This window comes from Paenibacillus sp. PsM32 (genome assembly GCF_030433815.1).
Taxonomy (GTDB): domain Bacteria; phylum Bacillota; class Bacilli; order Paenibacillales; family Paenibacillaceae; genus Saccharibacillus; species Saccharibacillus kyungheensis.
The window spans coordinates 286,040-305,241 of record NZ_JARUWY010000006.1 but is presented as its reverse complement, the minus strand read 5'-3'; the positions used below and the strand labels follow the sequence as shown (position 1 = coordinate 305,241).

The following is a 19,202-nucleotide window of genomic DNA, read 5'->3' as shown; positions in this document are numbered from 1 at the left end:
GTGGTCTTTTTTAATAACAAACACCAATTTATTTAACCACGGTTATTTTGTCTTTCATATTATTTTTATCAATTTTTACAAAATAAAAAAAAATAAAATACTTATAATTATTTTTGGATATTAAAAAAAAAAAACGCGACTCTATAATATAGAGTCGCTTTTATTTTACCAAGCACTAGATTATTGTTTTTTCTCTACAGCGTGTCCGCCAAATTCGTTACGTAGAGCTGCAACAACTTTACCTGTAAATGTATCGTTGTCTAGAGAACGGTAACGCATTAATAGAGACAATGCGATAACTGGAGTTGCCATTTGTAGATCCATTGCTTCTTCTACTGTCCATTTACCTTCACCAGAAGAATGCATGATTCCTTGAATTTCTTCCAAGTTACCATCTTTTGCAAATGCGTTTTCTGTCAATTCCATTAACCATGAACGGATAACAGAACCATTGTTCCATACGCGTGCTACTTTTTCGTAGTTGAAATCGTACGGGCTTTTCTCTAATACTTCAAATCCTTCACCGATTGCAGCCATCATACCGTATTCGATACCGTTATGAACCATTTTCAAGTAATGACCGCTACCTGATTCGCCTGCATACAAGAAGCCATTTTCAACAGAAGTATCGCGGAATACTGGTTCAACTACATCCCAAGCTTCTTTGTCGCCACCAACCATATAACAAGCACCGTTACGAGCACCACTCATACCACCTGAAGTACCTGCATCCATGTAACGAATACCTTTTAATTTCAATTCGTTATAACGACGGATCGATTCTTTATAGTGAGAGTTACCTGCTTCGATCACGATATCATTTTCATTTAACAATGGAGCGATCTCGCCTAGTACGGAATCAACAACACCATGAGGAACCATGATCCATAAGATACGTGGAGATTCTAAGTTAGATACCACTTCTGCTAATGTATATGCTGGTGTTGCACCAAGATCAGCGATTTCTTTTACTGCTTCTTTGTTCAAATCAAATGCAACAACCTCGTGGTTGTGATCCATTAAGTTTTGTCCAAGGTTCATACCCATTTTTCCTAATCCAACTAATCCGATTTTCATTGTGTAACCCTCCGTGTCTTTTTTGTAAAAGTAGTTGTTACTCACTATCCATAAGTCTTTTCTCTATTGATCTATATTTAAAAAGCTAAATCTTAGCTTTAGATCACATGTAGAATACGCTCTGTAAAACATATACCAGAGCGTATTACCCATTTTATGGTATCTGTTAAACGACTGCTACAGGAGCAGAAGCTTGAACAGGTTGATCTTTTAACCATTGGAATCCTTCAACAGCAAGCAATTCATTAGAAGCTTCAGGACCATACGTACCTGCTGCATAATGATGAATTGGCAAATCGTTATCTGCAAATGCTTCTAGGATCGGTTGTACCCACTGCCAGGACAATTCAACTTCATCCCAGTGAGCGAAGAATGTAGCATCTCCACGTAGTGCATCATAGATTAACAATTCGTAAGCTTCAGGCTCATTGTCTGATCCTACTTTAAATTCAGCTGTCATTGGCTCAAGACGACCAGTGATGACATTTTTATGGTTTAATTGTAGCGTGATTTTTTGATCTGGATTAATGCTGATTACCAACATATTCGGTTGAGCATCACAAGCTACACAGATATCTTCATTTTTCATTACATCTTTAAATTCAATTACGATACGAGTTGATTTCTCTTTCATACGTTTCCCTGTACGAATATAGAAAGGAACCCCTTGCCAAGAGAAATCGTCTACCCATACACGAGCAGCGATAAACGTATCTGTCATCGAACCTGGAGTGATTCCTGGCTCATCTTGATAAGAAGCTAATGCTTTACCATTGCTTTCACCAGCACTATATTGAGCACGTACGATATGTTTGTGCGCATCTTCTTTAGAAATGGAGCGTAACGACTGAGCGATATGTTTTTTGTGAGAGCGTACATCGTCTACGGTATGACCAGCAGGCAATGTCATTGCAGTCATCATCAACACTTGCAACATATGGTTTTGCATCATATCACGAATCGCACCTGTGTGATCGTAATATCCTGCACGTTCTTCAACACCCACTGTTTCTGCTGCTGTAATCTGTACATTAGCAATATGACGGTTGTTCCAAAGTGCTTGAATTGCTGGATTGGTAGAAGCTAAAGATTCCAAATTTTGCACCATTGGTTTGCCCAAGTAGTGATCGATACGGAAAATTTCTTCTTCTGCAAATGTTTTGCTTAATTGTTCATTCAACTGACGAGCAGAAGAAAGATCATGTCCAAATGGTTTTTCGATGATTAGACGTTTCCAACCTGTTGTTGTTCCAAGTCCGCTGTCTTTGATATTAGTAGCAATCACTTCAAAGAACTCAGGAGCGACTGACATATAGAACATACGATTTTGCGGAATATTTAATTCAGCTTCACGAGTTTCAACGATTTTGAGCAGTTCTTGATAACCTGCTGTATCATCAACATTTAAGATATGGTAACGAATCGAGCGAAGAAAAGCATCTACAGATTCGCGATTTTCTGGTTTGTTACGTGAAAATTCTTCTAACGCCTGTTCTACGTAAGTTTGGAATGTAGCATCATTGAACGATTTTCTTCCTAAACCAATTACCGAAAAAGCTTCAGGCATTTTGCTATCTACAAACAAGTTATACAAAGCAGGGAAAATTTTACGTTTTGCTAAATCCCCTGTTGAGCCGAACAATACAAAAGTCATTGCTTCCATTCGTTTCTCCTCCAAAGTACCCTACTCCAACACAGTTTCTATTTTATCGTGCGGGTATATTTTATCTACGTGACATGTGGTGTTTTCATTCTTGCTGAAAAGATACGGTTGATATAGCAACTATATCGCCAAAAAATAAACGAGCATTTTTCATTATGTACGACTTTACATAAAAGAAGTCGTTGCATATCCAAATCTCGCTTTAAAGTCAATCCGTCGTTGTGTCTCTTTTGTGACAGACACTGTTTACAAAATCCACAATAGACCTTGTGTCGAACAATGTCAAGGATAAAAATGAAAGTTTCAGAATGAACATTACTTATTCCGTCAATTTATTATCGGTATTTTGCCGCTACTTGTGAATAGCTTCGTTGACAATAACGGTTACAAGTGATAGGCTATTTTTGCACAAAAGGTTGCTATAACAACTAAAACAGTAGGTGAATGATATGCCTTATGACGTAGAAAAGAGTTATACCGTATTGATTCGTGATGTCCATCTAGCGATCTCCGGTCATATTAAAAATAAATTATCTCCATTTAACCTGGCGCCCGAGCAAAATTTTATTATGATGCTGTTATGGAAAAAAGATGGCATTACGCAAAATGAAATTGGCGAGCGCTTAGGAAAAGACAAAACCAATATTACGCGTATGATCTCTAATTTAGAAAATAAAGGTTTTGTCCGTAAAATTACATGCACTGACGATCGACGTTGCTTCAAAATCTATCTTACTCCCGCAGGTGCGCAACTTGAAAATGAAGTCTGCCCTGTGATGGAAGAAGTCGGGCAAGAACTGGTAGATGGCATTTCAGCAGAAGAACTGGTTCTGTTGCGTCGTCTGCTTACCAAAGTTCGTGATAACGCAAGCACTACGACTGTCGCTAACGATTCAGCAATCACACCACAATCGATAGTTACAGCTCCTCTATAACTGGGAGCTAAATGAATACGGCTGGTAAATCCTCTTTTCACTTCAAAGAGCAGGATTTGCCTTTTTGGTCTGTCTGCTACTTCTCCTCTTCTACATACATACGAATAATCTGAATCGGCCCGCGTGAATTAAGTTCCATCATTTGCTCGGTCATTTTCTCCGGTGTATACGGCATATCATTGTCTAACCACCAATAAATGACTCCTACATACGCTGATCCAATATAACTAGCGATCACATCTTTATGGACAAATAACTTATCATCGTCAAACCGCGAAAACTTTTGCTCATAAAAAGTAGTAATATACCGCTTCATATACTGGATAAAATTCATACTCGCTTTGCGTTCAAACATCACCCGAAAAAACTCTTTGTATTTGATCACATACTCAAAAATCCTTTTCGCAATATAACGTTGTAGATCGTCTATTGAAGGATTAATAACTGATGCTTCTTTGGCATCGCCAAACAGTTCGCCCAAAATCTCATCTGTAGTTGTATATAATAAATGATCTTTTGTTTCATAATGCAGGTAAAATGTTTTACGGTTTAAGGTGGCAAGATCGGTAATATCTTGAATTGTGATTTGAGCATACGGTTTGCGATCCATCAGATCGATTAATGCATCTTGTAACAAACGGCGTGTACGTCGCACACGCGGATCTAATTTTTGCTCAGGCATATATGCTCCCTCTTCTCCTCTAATTATCATTGGATAATAAGTCATGCTTCCAACATGTTGCATCTTGTTAACCTTATATACCCACTTTATAGACAAGTGTCGCTTTAGCCACATCTAAAGAAAGTTTGGTTATTGTAACTATAGGATCAATAGCGTATAATTCAATTTAACACAATTTAATATGAAAATTTATTCATATCCATCAAGCCGAATTGGTTTGTTTATTATAAAAACAGATATCAAAGGAGTTTTACACATGACAACAGCACATGAGTTAGTTCAACAACAACGACAATTTTTTAATACAGGTAACACCAAAGATGTTACTTTCCGTATTCAAGCACTAAATCGTCTTAAAAAAGCAATTGAGAAATTTCATCAACCGATTTTGGATGCTTTGAAAAGCGACCTTAACAAATCAGAGCCTGAAGCATTCGGTTCTGAAATTCGTATCGTTTTAGGCGAAATCGACTTTACGTTAGAACATTTAGAGCAATGGGCAGCACCACGTGAAGTACCTACTGCTTCTACTTTGCCAGATTCGTCTAGCTTTATTCATCCAGAACCTTATGGTGTTGCTTTGATCATTGCGCCTTGGAACTATCCTTTCCAATTAGCATTTGGTCCATTGGTGGGTGCGATGGCAGCGGGTAATAGTGCAGTGATCAAACCTTCTGAGTTAACACCTGCTGTATCTAAAGTCACTGCTGAATTGATCGCAGATACATTCCCTAGCGAGTATATTGCTGTTATGGAAGGCGAAGTAGAGACTAGCACAGCACTACTCAAAGAAAAATTCGACTATATCTTCTTCACAGGTAGCACAGGCGTAGGTAAAGTGGTCATGAGAGCAGCGGCAGAGCATTTAACACCAGTTACATTAGAATTAGGCGGTAAAAGTCCAAGTATCGTGCACAAAGATGCAAATCTACAAATCGCTGCTCAACGTCTAGCTCGTGGTAAATTCTTAAATGCAGGACAAACTTGTGTAGCACCTGATTATCTGTTGGTACATGAAGATGTACGTGAAGAGTTTATTTCTTTATTACAAGCAGAAATCAACGATAAATATACAGAAAATGCAACTCAAAATCCAAACTTCCCGCATATCGTTAATCAACGTAACTTTGATCGACTAGCTAAATTTTTGGAAGATGGCGAGTTCTTAATCGGTGGTCGCTCGATTCGTGAGCAATTGGTTATTGAACCTACATTACTAGGCAATGTTGATTGGAGTTCACCAGTCATGCAAGAAGAAATCTTCGGACCGATCTTGCCAGTTATTGAATACAATGATCTAACTCCTATTTTAGACGAAATCACAAATCGCCCTAAACCACTTGCTCTATACTTGTTCACCAATGATGAAGAAGTACAAGATCAAGTATTCAACACTGTATCTTTCGGTGGCGGTTGTGTTAACGAAACATTGTCTCATATGACTTCACACTACCTACCTTTCGGTGGTGTTGGTGATAGCGGTATGGGTTCTTATCACGGACAACAAAGCTTTGAACTTTTCTCTCATCACAAAAGTATCCTAAAACGCAATTCTTAATACACTACGTTTACAATAACTATTATTTTGAGATCATTTATGTTCAACTAAAACAGAATAAAAAGTAATCCTCACAATAGCCAAAGTGATCTTCGTTATAACGGTACATGTTCTTTAGCCATGAACATGACGAGAAGACACTTTGGCTTTTTTTATATACTTTTTGCTCTATACCTTTTTTCGTATATTAAATTCATTCCATCTTTCTTCACTTTCTTTTCTGCCTTCTCCACGTACAGAGCGAAGGGAACGGAGTTGTTCTGAAAGTCGCCTTTGAAGTCAGATATCGACCGTCCAAACGGTCATTTCAGATATCTGATTTCACCAGCGATGGCAAGAACAACGCCGTTAACGTAGCGTTTTCACTTACTTTATACACACTGATTGACTATATGTGGCTTTCTCCCCATTTCACAATACACTGGTTATTGAGTCCTCTATTGGGTAAGTTTATAATTATATGTATACATTTACTTATGGATGGAGTGAAAGCAATGAGTAATTCAACTAATGTAGAAATGAATAGTATTGATCAAATCAAACAACGTATTTTAGATGCTAAGCATAATCGTCTTACTCATACTGATTTTGATATTCATGCAGAATTGGAGAACGTATTGCAAGATATAGGATTATCTTCAGCAGATAGTGGCGGAGAGATTTCATTTACAGGGAAAGATCCGATTGTACCTAGCGTATTGCGTCTAGCTAGTTCAGCAGGGATCGGAATGGTTGCCAAATCGGTTGCTGCTGCTAATCTGTGGCGACTACGTGGAGGTAAAGGACAAGATATTTCACTAGATTTACGTAAAATTTTACATCGCCTCTCTCCTTTTTATGATCGCAAATGGGAGAAACTCAATGGATATTCACCTGCTAGCCCTTCTGATCCTAGTCAAGCGCTCAAATTTGGCTTTTATGAAACCAAAGATCATCGCTGGGTGATGCCACTTGAACCTTATCCTAAGCTCAAAATCAATACACTTAAATTATTAGATTGTGCAGATACACCAGAAGCTGTCGCTAAAGCGATCTCTACATGGAATGCCAAAGATTTGGAAGATGCTGCTGCTAAAGTAGGTATCGTAATGCCGATGGCACGTACAGTAGAAGAATTTATGGAAGAACCTACATTCGCTGATGTCGCCAAATTACCCCTTATACAAATTGAAAAAATCGGCGAAAGTGATCCAGAACCGTTGTCGCAAGGCGTTTCTTCTCCACTTGAAGGTGTACGCGCATTAGGAATGGGGCATGTGATCGCAGGCGCTGGTATCGGACGGGCACTGGCTTTACAAGGAGCAGATGTACTTAATATCTGGCGACCATCCGATTGGGAAGTAGACACTACTTATTACACATCTAGTGTCGGTATGCGCTCTTCTACATTAGAAATAGGCGAACCACAAGGTCATGCTAAAATGCAAGCATTGTTACAAGACGCTGATATCTTTTTTGCGAATCGTAGACCTTCTTATCTGAATCGATTTGAACTGGATCCAGAGCAATGTGCTAGTGTAAGACCGGGTATTATTCATGTATCTGTCTCGCTTCATGGCGAAGAAGGAGTCTGGGCAGATCGAGTTGGATTCGATCAGACCGCTGGAACGGTTACAGGGGTTATGTGCCTTGAAGGAACACCAGAGAAACCACAACTACCCGCTATTTTAGTCGTAAATGACTATATTATCTCGTGGCTTGCTGCTGCTGGCGCAATGGCGGCTCTTGCAAGACGTGCAGAAGAAGGCGGTAGCTATAAAGTACACATTTCGCTTAGTCGTGTATCGTTATGGTTAATGTCGATGGGTATTTTTGATAAAGATTATGCGTATGCAACAGCAGGTTCGTCGGATGAGCATCTGTATCTTGACCCTGACTTATTTACAGCAGAAACGGTCTGCGGAGATTATCAAGGAGTGACCGATCAAGTGCAAATGTCTGAGACACCAGGACATTACAACACTGTACTTGTTCCAAGAGGATCTAATCGCCCAGAGTGGTTACCCAAAAATCTGTAAACTTCTCTTTTCATTCCTATATTCTATACAAATGATATACAAGTATCCTGATATAAATAGTAATGACTACTTTAAAATAACTTCTGATCTTTAGCCATTGGGTTACGATAATAAGCTTAGATATCGCTTGTTATTGTAACCCTTTTTGTGTTTATTTAGATTCTGTCAAACGATTTACAATCATGTGCTTATCAAGACGCTATATAATTGGTTCCTACAATTCTTTTTAGGGTATAAATCGATAGACCATACGCAGTCTAATACATATCTTATGTAGGAGGAACATCTATGTTAATCGAAGCTGTCTATCATCGTCCCAAACTGAATTGGGGTTATCCTTATGATCGTGAAACGATTCATTTACGTCTACGCACCAAAAAGCAGGATGTGAAAGAAGTCTGGGCTCTTGCTGGTGATAAATACATGTGGGAAAAATCCAAAGAACGCGTACAGATGCATGTTTTTGCAACAGATGATCTGTTCGATTATTGGGAATGTGAAGTAGTTCCTCCTTTCCGCCGTATCAAATACGGATTCCTTCTCAAAAACGATGATGAAGAAATTTGGATGGACGAAGATAAATTTGGTAAAGAAGAACCGAAAATGGATCGTTTATTCGATATTCCATTTATCAATCCAGTCGATGTATTTACACCACCGGCATGGGTCAAAGATGCTGTTTTTTATCAAATTTTTCCGGAACGATTCGCTAATGGAGATCCTTCGATTAATCCGAAAGATACATTGCCATGGGGCGAAAAGCCAGAGTGGTTTAACTTTTTCGGTGGTGATCTGCAAGGGATTATCGATCATTTAGATCATTTGACCGATCTTGGGATCAATGCGATTTATATGACGCCGATTTTCAAAGCAACCACTAATCATAAATACGATACCGAAGATTATATGGAACTTGATCCTCATTTCGGAGATAAAGAAACATTGAAGAAATTAATTACAACGTGCCATGATAAAGGCATTCGCGTGATGTTTGATGCGGTATTTAATCATTCCGGCAAAACATTTGCTCCATTTGTCGATGTACAAGAAAAAGGCGAAAAATCTAAATATAAAGACTGGTTCCATGTACGTAAATTCCCTCTAGCTGTAGAAGACGGTATTCCAACGTATGATACGTTTGATTTTGAGCCATTAATGCCTAAGCTTAATACTGAAAATCCAGAAGTGAAAGAATATCTACTTAATGTAGCTAAGTACTGGGTTGAAGAATTTGGCATCGATGGTTGGCGCTTAGATGTTGCCGATGAAGTAGATCATCATTTCTGGCGTGAATTCCGTCAAGCTGTGAAAAGTATCAATCCAGACGTCTATATTTTGGGCGAAATCTGGCATGAATCTTCTCCTTGGTTGCAAGGTGATCAATTCGATGCTGTAATGAATTATCCTTTCAAAAATGCGGTAACCGACTTCTTTGTCGAAGATACAACAGATGCGTTAACATTTGCTCATGCGATTGGTACACAGATGTCACGCTATCCTCGTCAGGTAACGGAAGTATCTTTTAATCTGTTAGATAGTCATGATACTGCACGCGCATTGACGCTTGCTAAAGGTAACAAAGATCGTCTCAAATTAGCGGTAACTTTCCAGATGACCTATAGCGGTACTCCATGTATTTATTATGGAGACGAATTTGGTATGGAAGGCGAAAACGATCCAGATTGCCGTCGTTGTATGGTCTGGGATGAGAAGGATCAAGACTTAGAATTGTTTGCTTTTTATCAACAATTAATCAGTCTGCGCAAACAATATCCTGCTCTACGTCAAGGTACATTTAAGTTCTTACATGCCAAAGAAGGCAATAACGGACTGATCTATGAGCGTTCTGATGATAAAGACACATTTGTTATTGCGATGAACAGCTCTTCTGAACCAGTAACGGTTAGCATTGATGTAGAAACATCCAAGTGGGAAAACATGCTAGATCAGACTACACTTCAAGTTGAAAATGGTCGTCTGGAAGAAAAATTACCTGCTTTTGCTTTTGTTATTTTGAGAGCAGTAAAATAAAAACTTACTAAATTTTCATTTATTTTATTTGAAAACCTTATGTTTTTAATTTTTAGGCGTTAAAGCTATTTTATTTTAATTACTATATACTACTGAGAAATATAATAAATAAAAGAGTGAGGATATAATATCCCCACTCTTTTATTTATACTACATACATTGAGTAACCAACTTGTAATGTTCTCAATTGATCTGAAAAGAAATATGCCTCAAGTCTATAAAGTGGACGATACGGAGCCTTATCACTATATTTATATTTTGTATACCAAACATATGGAATCTTCCCAGCAAAAATACCAACTGCAGTATCTGTTATAATTGCATATGCAAATCCAACTGCTGCTGAAAGAACTGCAATACATATAGCTGCAGTAGTCACATCTGTGTTTACGCTCCCATCAATTTTAGAAATAAAATAAAATGTAGCACCATTTGAAGCTGTCTGACTTATACTATTCTTTTGTACAGGTTGTTGAGAGGAAGATGACGATTCTTTAACCATAGATTTACCATCTACAATAATATCACCATTTTGTGATACAACCTCATGTTTTTCACTTGTTTGAGTATCTAAAGCTGTTATACCTTTTTCAGCTACATGAAATGTTTCAATATTTATTACTTCTTTATTATCTTTTGACGTTCTATTTAAGTATTCTGTTGTTCCATCTGTATAGTTAGTAACTTTAAGTTTAGTCCAATTCTCATTTGTTCCCTCTAGTAATTCTACTTCAATAGATAATCCATTTTGATTATACTTTTTTACCTTATCAGTACTAACCGAAATTTGCTCACTTGTAGTAGCATGGGCAAAATTGCCTACGGATGAAGACGCTAACAATAAACTCATAGAAGCTACAACTGAAATACTTATCGATGTAATTTTCCTCATAAAATACCTCCTAAATAATTTTTGATACTTCTTCATTATACATTGTAAGTATAATTTTAACAAATTTAACAATCTAGAGTTAAGAATTAACTCTCTCTCTACTTTAAATTATAGTTAAAGTTTATTTGCTATAAAGTAATTAATTAGATTTTTAAAGGATTTTTAATAACTTTTATTTCATTTTTATTTATTCAAATTAACAATTTTCTGTTTAATGAATATAATAGAAAAATTTAACAAATAACATTTTATGATAACCTCTCTCTTTACCTTTGTCCCTTATACACAAAGGACAAATCGTATCATCTTTCAATTGATATCTTCACGTTAAAACCTTAAACTTTGAAGTATTCACTACTAGTTCTTATTTCTTAGCCCTATGTTTATGATATCGTTTTCAATCGGACTTTGGAAAGGAGGATATCGATTTTGGAGAAGCTGACCGCTCGCCTCACAATGATGCTACAGTTTCTGGTTGCCTCTCATGGTGACTATATTACAATCAGGGACTTGTCCGATCATCTAGATGTGAGTGAGAAAACGGTCAAGCGTGAATTGCCGAGCGTTGAAGACTGGTTACATCAAAGACAGCTAACCCTGATTCGCAAACCGGGTACAGGGCTTGCACTGGAAGGTAGTCCAGAACATCTGGCTATCGTACAGCAAGAACTGGAAGAACAGACACCTAAGAAAGACTACACCCGTGAAGAAAGGCATTACTTCATTATTAGTGAACTTCTACTTTCCAAAGAACCGATTAAGTTATACACCTTTGCTTCACAATTCAAAGTCACAGAAGGCACGCTCAGTAATGATCTGGATCGTATCGAACAATGGCTTCAAGCTTTTGAGATTACATTGATTCGTAGACCCGGACTTGGTGTCTATATTGAAGGAACTGAAAGTAGTATCCGTTCTGCACTGGTACATCTGCTATATGAAAGTGTAGACGAATACCAATTGAATCATCTGGTACGTGACCGTTTCCCTACAGAAGAACAACCTGGACGCGTACAATTCCATATCCGCAACCGCCTGCTGAATCTGGTTGATGATGGAATGATGAACCAGCTTCAGCAGTACTTGAGTGATCTGGAACGTGAAATGCATATGAAATTAACCGATAGCGCGTATATCGGGCTGGCTGTTCATCTAGCGCTGGCGATAGAACGTATTCGCAGAGGGCAACGCATCACGATTGCTCCTCGCATACTGGATGAGCTTAAGCAACTAAATGAATTTGAGACTGCACGTACACTCGCGATCAAGTTAGAACAGTCTTTTGATATTGTGATTCCTGAAGATGAGATGGGTTATATTACTATGCATCTCAAAGGCGCTGAAACAAGACTTAGCGTCGAATCTGATCCGTATTATGAGCATGTTAGCTTTGAACTGGTCAAGCTTGCCCGGGATGTACTGAAAATGGCCGAAAGTGAAACCGGATTCGAACTCAAAGGAAACAGCAAATTGTTCGCAGGCTTTATTAATCACCTTGGACCTGCGGTAGAGCGACTACGATTAGGATTAGATATTCGTAATCCCCTACTCGCACAGATCAAAGAACAATATGGCCCTACGTTCGAAGTCGCTCGCAAGTGTTCGACTTTACTGGCTCAATTTACAGGCAAAGAAGTACCGGAAGCAGAGATTGGTTATATGGCTATGCATATCGGCGCTATGTCTGAATATGCTGCTGCTCAGAAAAAACCATTTAAAGCATTAATCGCTTGTGCTAGTGGGATGGGAACATCCAGTTTGCTGTCTGTTCGAGTCAAACGTGAATTCCCTGCTCTACAAATTATTGATGTGGTTTCTTCTTCAGAAGCTGTTCGTTTAGAAAAGCGTGCTGATATTATTATCTCTACCGTAGAAGTAGATAGCCTCATTCCAACTGTACGAGTATCACCCTTACTTTCATCAGAAGACATTATCGATATTCGTAAAACATTATCTCAGCTAGATACTTCTAAGCATACACAACATGTACAACAACAATCGCTTGATCCGAGTGTACGCTTAACCGAAACATTGAACACTCATAAAGAAACACTCACTGGCATCTTAGATTTAACACAAGGATTAGTGATAAGAGATGGATACATTTCCACTTCTGTAAGTGACTTGATCCACCACATTGCAACGACTTTTACTGCTTCTACAGAAAGAGCACATGTATTAGAACAAGAACTGCATGAACGTGAGCGATTAGGAGAAACTGTTCTTTCGCAAGATGGATTGATTTTGTTACACTGTCGTTCGTCTGTCGTGCCTAAGCTTTTTCTAGGTGTGATGCGATTTGCCCATCCGATATCAGCCGCTTCTCAATCGGTTGATCTGTATGGAGCGATCGTCTTGCTTGCTCCCAAAGACAGCAGTAAGTCTTATCTGGAAGCAGTTAACGAAGTCAGTAAATCATTGATCGACCGTCCTGGATTTGTGACTAGAGTCGTATCGGGTAGTGCCGCCGAATTAACGGCTGAGATTTCTAGCTTAATGAAAGATTTATATACTCGCAAAATCGAACAATATATGATGGAGGTCGAACAATTATGAGTTCTGTGCAGACAGCTACAAAAGAAAGAAAAAGTGCTCGTGATCGCGTACAAGCATTCGGACGCTTTCTAAGTTCTATGATTATGCCGAATATCGGTGCTTTTATCGCTTGGGGTCTACTCACTGCTTTATTTATTCCAACGGGTTACTGGCCTAATGTAGAATTAAATAAACTTGTAAGTCCCATGATTACTTATTTGCTTCCTTTATTGATTGCTTATACTGGTGGTAAAGTCGTTGCTGATCATCGCGGTGGTGTACTCGGTGCAATCGCCGCAATGGGTGTTATCGTAGGGGCAGATATCCCGATGTTTATCGGTGCAATGATTATGGGTCCACTTGGTGGATATGTGATCAAACAGTTCGATAAATTGATCGAAGGTAAAGTAAAATCCGGTTTTGAAATGTTGGTTAACAACTTCTCTGCTGGTATTATCGGTATGTTGCTTGCAATTCTGGGCTTTGTCGGTATTGGCCCATTAGTTGAAGCATTTACTATGTTCGTCGAATCAGGCGTTAACTTCTTGGTTGCTCATGATCTTCTACCATTGGTTTCGATCTTTGTAGAACCAGGTAAAATTTTATTCTTAAATAATGCAATTAACCACGGTATCTTTACACCACTAGGTGCGCAACAATCTCTAGAAACGGGTAAATCTATTTTCTATCTTTTAGAAGCAAATCCAGGCCCAGGTCTTGGAGTATTGTTGGCTTACTGGATCTTTGGTAAAGGTACAATTAAAGGTTCTGCTCCAGGTGCAATCATTATCCAATTCTTTGGTGGTATTCATGAAGTCTACTTCCCTTATGTATTGATGCGTCCAATCTTGTTTATCGCCGTTATTCTTGGTGGTATGGCTGGCGTATTCACAAATAGTATTCTAGGTAGTGGTCTAACGAGTGCTGCTTCTCCAGGTAGTATCTTGGCTATTATGGGTCTTGCTCCAAAAGGTGGTCACCTAGTTGTACTAGCCGGTGTAGCCGCAGCAACGATCGTTTCCTTTATTTTCTCAGCAATCTTCTTACGCAAAGCTCCAAGCGATGAAGATTTGGAAAAAGCTCAAGCCGCTTCCAAAAACATGAAGTCTGGCGGTAACGCTGGTGGTCCTGCTTTGACATCTGCTAACGATCTTCAAACAGGTGAAGTTCGCAAAATCGTATTCGCTTGTGATGCAGGTATGGGTTCAAGTGCTATGGGTGCTTCTTCTTTCCGTAAAAAAGTACAACAAGCAGGTCTACCGATCAATGTAACCAATACAGCGATTGATGCGATTCCTTCTGATGCAGATATCGTCGTGACTCAACAAAATCTAACAAGCCGTGCTAAAGGTAAAGCACCAAATGCACAGCATGTATCGATTGATAACTTTATTAACAATCCGATCTATGATGATATGATTGAACGTTTAAAAGCAGCTACAGCAGGTAGCCCTGACTCTTCTATTCCAGATAATGCTGCTGGTGTGAAACAAGAAGTCAGTGATGTATTGAGTCACAATGCACCACATGTGGTACAAGATACAACAACGTCTAACGCAGGTTCTACCATTTTGCGTAAAGAAAATATTGTATTAGGTCTTGCTAGCACATCGAAAGAAGATGCGATTAACAAAGCAGGCGAAATGCTAGCTGCTGCTGGTTATGTCAAACATGATTATATTGCAGCGATGCATGAGCGTGAAAAAGTAGCTTCTACTTACATCGGTAACGGTGTAGCGATTCCTCATGGTGTCGGTGAAGCGAAAAAACAAATTCAAACATCCGGTATTGTTGTTCTACAGTATCCAAATGGTGTGGAATTTGAAGGCGGTACTGCTTATCTTGTGATCGGTATTGCTGGTGCAGGTGGAGAACATCTTCAAATCCTGACTAAGATTGCTGAAACGATTGAAGATGAAGCGACTGTACAACATTTAGCTAAAGTCACAGATGCTGAAGAAATCTATCGCACATTCTCAATCTAATCCTATAGTTATTCCGGTTGAATCAGCAGCGATCTCGTTGCTGATTTAACCTGTTTATATCTACTTTTGCTTATATAAGCTACACATTAAGGATGGCTTCTGGTTATATACAGAAGGAAATCCTACAAATACTTACGGAGGTGCAATATTATGAAAAAAGCGATTCAATTTGGTGCAGGAAATATCGGTCGTGGATTTATCGGAGCTTTATTATCTAATGCAGGTTATCACGTGGTTTTTGCAGATATTAACGAACAAATGATTAATGAACTGAATGAGAAAAAAAGCTACCAGATTCATATTCTTGATTTGGAAAAAAGCGTAGAAACGATTACCAATGTATCGGGTTGTCTTTCTAATGGTACAGACATTATTGATGAAATTGCTAGTGCAGACATTATTACAACCGCAGTAGGCCCCAATGTACTCAAATTTATTGCGCCTACGATTGCACAAGGCATTGAAGCTAGACGTACAGCAGGCGGTGGTTCACTGAATATTATCGCTTGTGAAAATATGGTTGGTGCCACAAGTCATCTACAAGAGCAAGTACTCACTCACCTTTCAGAAGAAGGTAAAGCCTATGCTGAGCAAAATGTCGGTTTTGCCAACTGTTCTGTCGACCGTATCGTCCCTCCTTTCCAGGGCGACAGCATTCTAGATGTAGGTGTAGAAGCCTTCCACGAATGGATTGTAGAAGAGCCTAAACTTAAAGGTGGTACACCTGAAATTGATGGTATGAAGCTTACAGACAATCTGGTTGCTTATGTACAACGTAAACTGTTCACACTGAATACAGGTCATGCTATTACAGCCTATATCGGTTTCTTGAAAGGTCTAGAAACGATTGACCAAAGTATTCAAGATGAAGGTGTACGTGCGATTGTACGTCCAGCGATGGAAGAAAGCGGCGCTGCATTAGTACAAAAACATGGCTTTGATGCAGGCGAACATGCCAAATATATCGACAAAATCGAAACTCGCTTCAAAAATCCATATATTCGTGATGAAGTGATTCGTGTAGGACGCGAACCTTTACGCAAATTAGGACAAGCTGATCGTCTGGTAGGCCCTGTAAAAATGGCAACTGAATTTGATCTAGGACGCGATCATTTGCTCAAAGGGATTGCTGCTGCATTCCACTATGACAATACAGCTGATCCTCAATCTGCTGAACTACAAGGACGTATTCAAGCCGAAGGCTTTGGCCCTGTTGTCAGCGATGTAACAGGATTTGCCAAAGACAGCGAAGACTATAATAAAGTCATCACTGCTTATGAAGAGTTGAAATCTCTAAAAAGCTAAGCAAAATAGATAAATTACGTTGTATTATCCAAACTCATCAATATACTTTTACTGCTATAAGTAATAATTTACTTATAAAAGTAGAGGTGAATTGATGAGTTTTTATTTATTTTCTTTTATAAGTTACTTAATCTCACATCAAATTTAAGGTGATATCCATAATATTCCTTTAGATTCCAAAAATTTGAAATTAACTATTTACAAAACAGTTCACCATGATATAATAACTTACAACAAATGGATTTAATTCAAACTAAAGGAGTTAACTTCCAATGAATAACATAGATATCAAAAAACCTATCGAAGATTATGACACGAATTATTTCGATCAATCGTATTTAGATGTCTATAAAAAAATATTAGTAGATGGCTTGCAGGAACAAATCGATTTTCTGACTTCTATTATTGATCCTGATACTGAATCGAATATATTAGACTTCTTCTGCTGTAACGGCAGACATATTTTACAACTGTCTGATATGGGATTTCACACTACAGGATTAGATATTAACAAACAATATTTAGAGTTGATCCAGCAACGTTCTCAAGGAAAAGTACAAACTATTCTTGCAGATGGACGAGAATATGTCGGTCAGGAAAATTACGATGTTGTACTGAATTTAGAAAATTCTATCGGTTATATCGAAGACTATGAAGACAATCTTAAAATTATCCAATCGATACATAGTTGCTTACGTTCGGGTGGAAAATTTATTTTAACATTGATTAACCGTGATTATCTGATACGTAACTTTCACTCTCTTGCCTGGTTTGGCAATGGAGAAGGTAAATATATGTTAGAAAAGCGCCGTTTCGATCCGACAACCAGTGTACTTCATATTGAAGAAAAAAGACTTACTGTAGACGGCCCTGAAAAAAATTACAGACTGAATATGAGATTATTTAGCGCCACTGAAATCAATCTCATGCTATCCAGTAGCGGATTCAAAGTACTTGATATTTTTGGTGATTTTGACCGCAGTCCATACCGAATGAACTCTCCACAAATGTTATATATCTGCGAAAAAATATAATCTCTATTTATATTTATAGATATACCTATACTACGTGAGGGAGGTGACAATTTATGAAAAGAGATCGTATTATCATCATTGACTAATTTGTCTGTCGGCCAACCGGATACCTCTACAAAGGCTACTGATATACTCAGTAGCCTTTGGTTTATCCAAAAGAAAGGATTTGTATATTCATGTCTAATTCGACCGTATCTTTTGTAGCTACAGGTGATAGCTTTATTACTCGAATTTCTCCCGGTCATTTATCTTTGGAACAGTTAGTTCCTTTTATTCAAAAGCATGATGTACGATTAACCAATTTAGAAACAACAATCCGTATGGAAGAAGGATTCCCTGCTGCTCAAAGTGGAGGAACATGGGCATCAGCAACTCCCGAGGTTTTACAACATTTGCAATCATATGGATTTAATATATTATCGATCGCTAACAATCATATGCTTGATTATTCTTATGGCGGTTTGGCAGCTACTGAAAAATATATCAGTGCATTGAATCTATTATATTGCGGTGCTGGCTCTACTCTACATACCGCAAGTAAACCCAAATACTTAGAAACACCTCAAGGTCGTATTGCAGTCATTGGTGTCACTTCTACTTTTCATGAATCAGCTATTGCTGGAGAAAGCCGTGTAGATTGTTCTGGTCGTCCCGGTATCAATCCTTTAAGATACAACACTGTTCATCAGATCAGCTCTACTCATATGCAACAATTAAAAGAATTAACAGCTGTCACTTCTATTAATGCAGAAATCAATATTGCGATGCAACATGGACATTTACTCGATCAACTTCCAGATTCTTTTTTTATGTTTGGTGAGTATGATTTTGTCGAAGTAGATGATCCCTCTCAGGAAGGTACTTTTACCAGTTGCAATCCGATAGATACCCAGCGTATCTACCAATCTATTCATGAAGCCAAACGCCAAGCAGATTATGTGATTTTAAGTGTACATTCCCATGAAATGAAAGACGAAAATGAGAATGAACCGGCTGATTTTTTAAAAGAATTTTGTAGAGGATGTATTGATGAAGGAGCGCATGCTATGATCTGTCACGGTCCTCATCATATTCGTGGTATTGAAATCTATCAAGAACGCCCTATTTTTTATGGATTAGGTAACTTTATTTTTCAAAATGAAACTGTAGAATCAGCACCAGCTGATTTTTATAACCATTTAAATTTAAATCATACCCATAATATTGCAGACTTACTGGATAAAAAAAGTAAAAACGGTACTTCTAGCTTTGGTGCTAATCTCAAGTTCTGGCAATCATTTGTGCCTTCGTGGACAATGGATAATGGCAAATTAATAGATTTAGCGATTCATCCTATCTCACTTGGACATGAATTACCACGTTATCGTAGAGGTTGTCCAACTTTTAGTAATCAGACCTCAATCATTGAGCAATTGAATACATTATCTTCTTCATATGACGTTCATTTTGAGGTTCAATCAGATGGTACAGGCAAGTTAATATACTAA

The 19,202-nt window shown here is 38.2% G+C and carries 13 protein-coding genes; 9 read left to right on the top strand and 4 right to left on the bottom strand.

The features are described from left to right. Window positions 1-180: 180 nt before the first annotated feature. Together gnd and zwf are read right to left on the bottom strand one after the other, a co-directional pair. Window positions 181-1,077: a phosphogluconate dehydrogenase (NAD(+)-dependent, decarboxylating) gene (gene gnd, locus QCD85_RS14260; RefSeq protein ID WP_069329580.1), complete on the bottom strand. Its 897-nt coding sequence runs from the start codon at window positions 1,075-1,077 to the stop codon at window positions 181-183. Window positions 1,078-1,243: 166 nt separating this feature from the next. Continuing rightward, complete coding sequence (gene zwf / locus QCD85_RS14255; RefSeq protein ID WP_273614622.1) at window positions 1,244-2,740, bottom strand: glucose-6-phosphate dehydrogenase; 1,497 nt, start codon at window positions 2,738-2,740, stop codon at window positions 1,244-1,246. Between the two features lie 449 nt (window positions 2,741-3,189). On the opposite strand from zwf, the gene QCD85_RS14250 reads away from it, so the two are divergent. Beyond that, window positions 3,190-3,675, top strand: a complete 486-nt coding sequence (locus QCD85_RS14250) for a MarR family winged helix-turn-helix transcriptional regulator (protein WP_273614621.1) — start codon at window positions 3,190-3,192, stop codon at window positions 3,673-3,675. 76 nt (window positions 3,676-3,751) lie between these two features. Here the strand turns inward: QCD85_RS14250 and QCD85_RS14245 are convergent, their stop codons facing one another. Next, window positions 3,752-4,357: a TetR/AcrR family transcriptional regulator gene (locus QCD85_RS14245; RefSeq protein ID WP_301263018.1), complete on the bottom strand. Its 606-nt coding sequence runs from the start codon at window positions 4,355-4,357 to the stop codon at window positions 3,752-3,754. A 256-nt stretch (window positions 4,358-4,613) separates the two neighbouring features. On the opposite strand from QCD85_RS14245, the gene QCD85_RS14240 reads away from it, so the two are divergent. The 3 genes from QCD85_RS14240 to QCD85_RS14230 all read left to right on the top strand — a co-directional run bounded on the left by QCD85_RS14240 (window position 4,614) and on the right by QCD85_RS14230 (window position 9,964). Further along, window positions 4,614-5,915: an aldehyde dehydrogenase gene (locus QCD85_RS14240; RefSeq protein WP_301263017.1), complete on the top strand. Its 1,302-nt coding sequence runs from the start codon at window positions 4,614-4,616 to the stop codon at window positions 5,913-5,915. Window positions 5,916-6,409: 494 nt separating this feature from the next. Further along, window positions 6,410-7,933, top strand: a complete 1,524-nt coding sequence (locus tag QCD85_RS14235; protein ID WP_301263016.1) for a CoA transferase — start codon at window positions 6,410-6,412, stop codon at window positions 7,931-7,933. Window positions 7,934-8,221: 288 nt separating this feature from the next. Next, window positions 8,222-9,964, top strand: a complete 1,743-nt coding sequence (locus QCD85_RS14230) for an alpha-glycosidase (protein ID WP_301263015.1) — start codon at window positions 8,222-8,224, stop codon at window positions 9,962-9,964. A gap of 145 nt (window positions 9,965-10,109) precedes the next feature. Here QCD85_RS14230 and QCD85_RS14225 read toward each other — a convergent pair whose 3' ends face one another. Continuing rightward, the gene (locus QCD85_RS14225; RefSeq protein WP_301263014.1) at window positions 10,110-10,856 is read right to left on the bottom strand and encodes a hypothetical protein; all 747 of its coding nucleotides are present in this window, start codon (window positions 10,854-10,856) and stop codon (window positions 10,110-10,112) included. 429 nt (window positions 10,857-11,285) lie between these two features. Between QCD85_RS14225 and QCD85_RS14220 the strand changes: the two genes are divergently transcribed. The 5 genes from QCD85_RS14220 (at window position 11,286) to QCD85_RS14200 (ending at window position 19,202) form a co-directional block, all read left to right on the top strand. After that, window positions 11,286-13,412: a BglG family transcription antiterminator gene (locus tag QCD85_RS14220; RefSeq protein ID WP_301263013.1), complete on the top strand. Its 2,127-nt coding sequence runs from the start codon at window positions 11,286-11,288 to the stop codon at window positions 13,410-13,412. Continuing rightward, window positions 13,409-15,376 (top strand): PTS mannitol transporter subunit IICBA, encoded by a 1,968-nt coding sequence (locus tag QCD85_RS14215; RefSeq protein ID WP_301263012.1) that lies wholly within the window; start codon window positions 13,409-13,411, stop codon window positions 15,374-15,376. Before QCD85_RS14220 ends, QCD85_RS14215 begins: the two co-directional genes overlap by 4 nt. Window positions 15,377-15,526: 150 nt before the next feature. Continuing rightward, window positions 15,527-16,681, top strand: a complete 1,155-nt coding sequence (locus QCD85_RS14210; protein WP_301263011.1) for a mannitol-1-phosphate 5-dehydrogenase — start codon at window positions 15,527-15,529, stop codon at window positions 16,679-16,681. Window positions 16,682-16,953: 272 nt separating this feature from the next. Beyond that, window positions 16,954-17,715 carry a class I SAM-dependent methyltransferase gene (locus QCD85_RS14205; protein ID WP_301263010.1) on the top strand — a complete coding sequence of 254 codons (762 nt, stop codon included), beginning with the start codon at window positions 16,954-16,956 and terminating at the stop codon, window positions 17,713-17,715. A gap of 176 nt (window positions 17,716-17,891) precedes the next feature. After that, a complete protein-coding gene (locus QCD85_RS14200; protein WP_273614611.1) occupies window positions 17,892-19,202 on the top strand; it encodes a CapA family protein in 1,311 nt (436 codons plus the stop codon).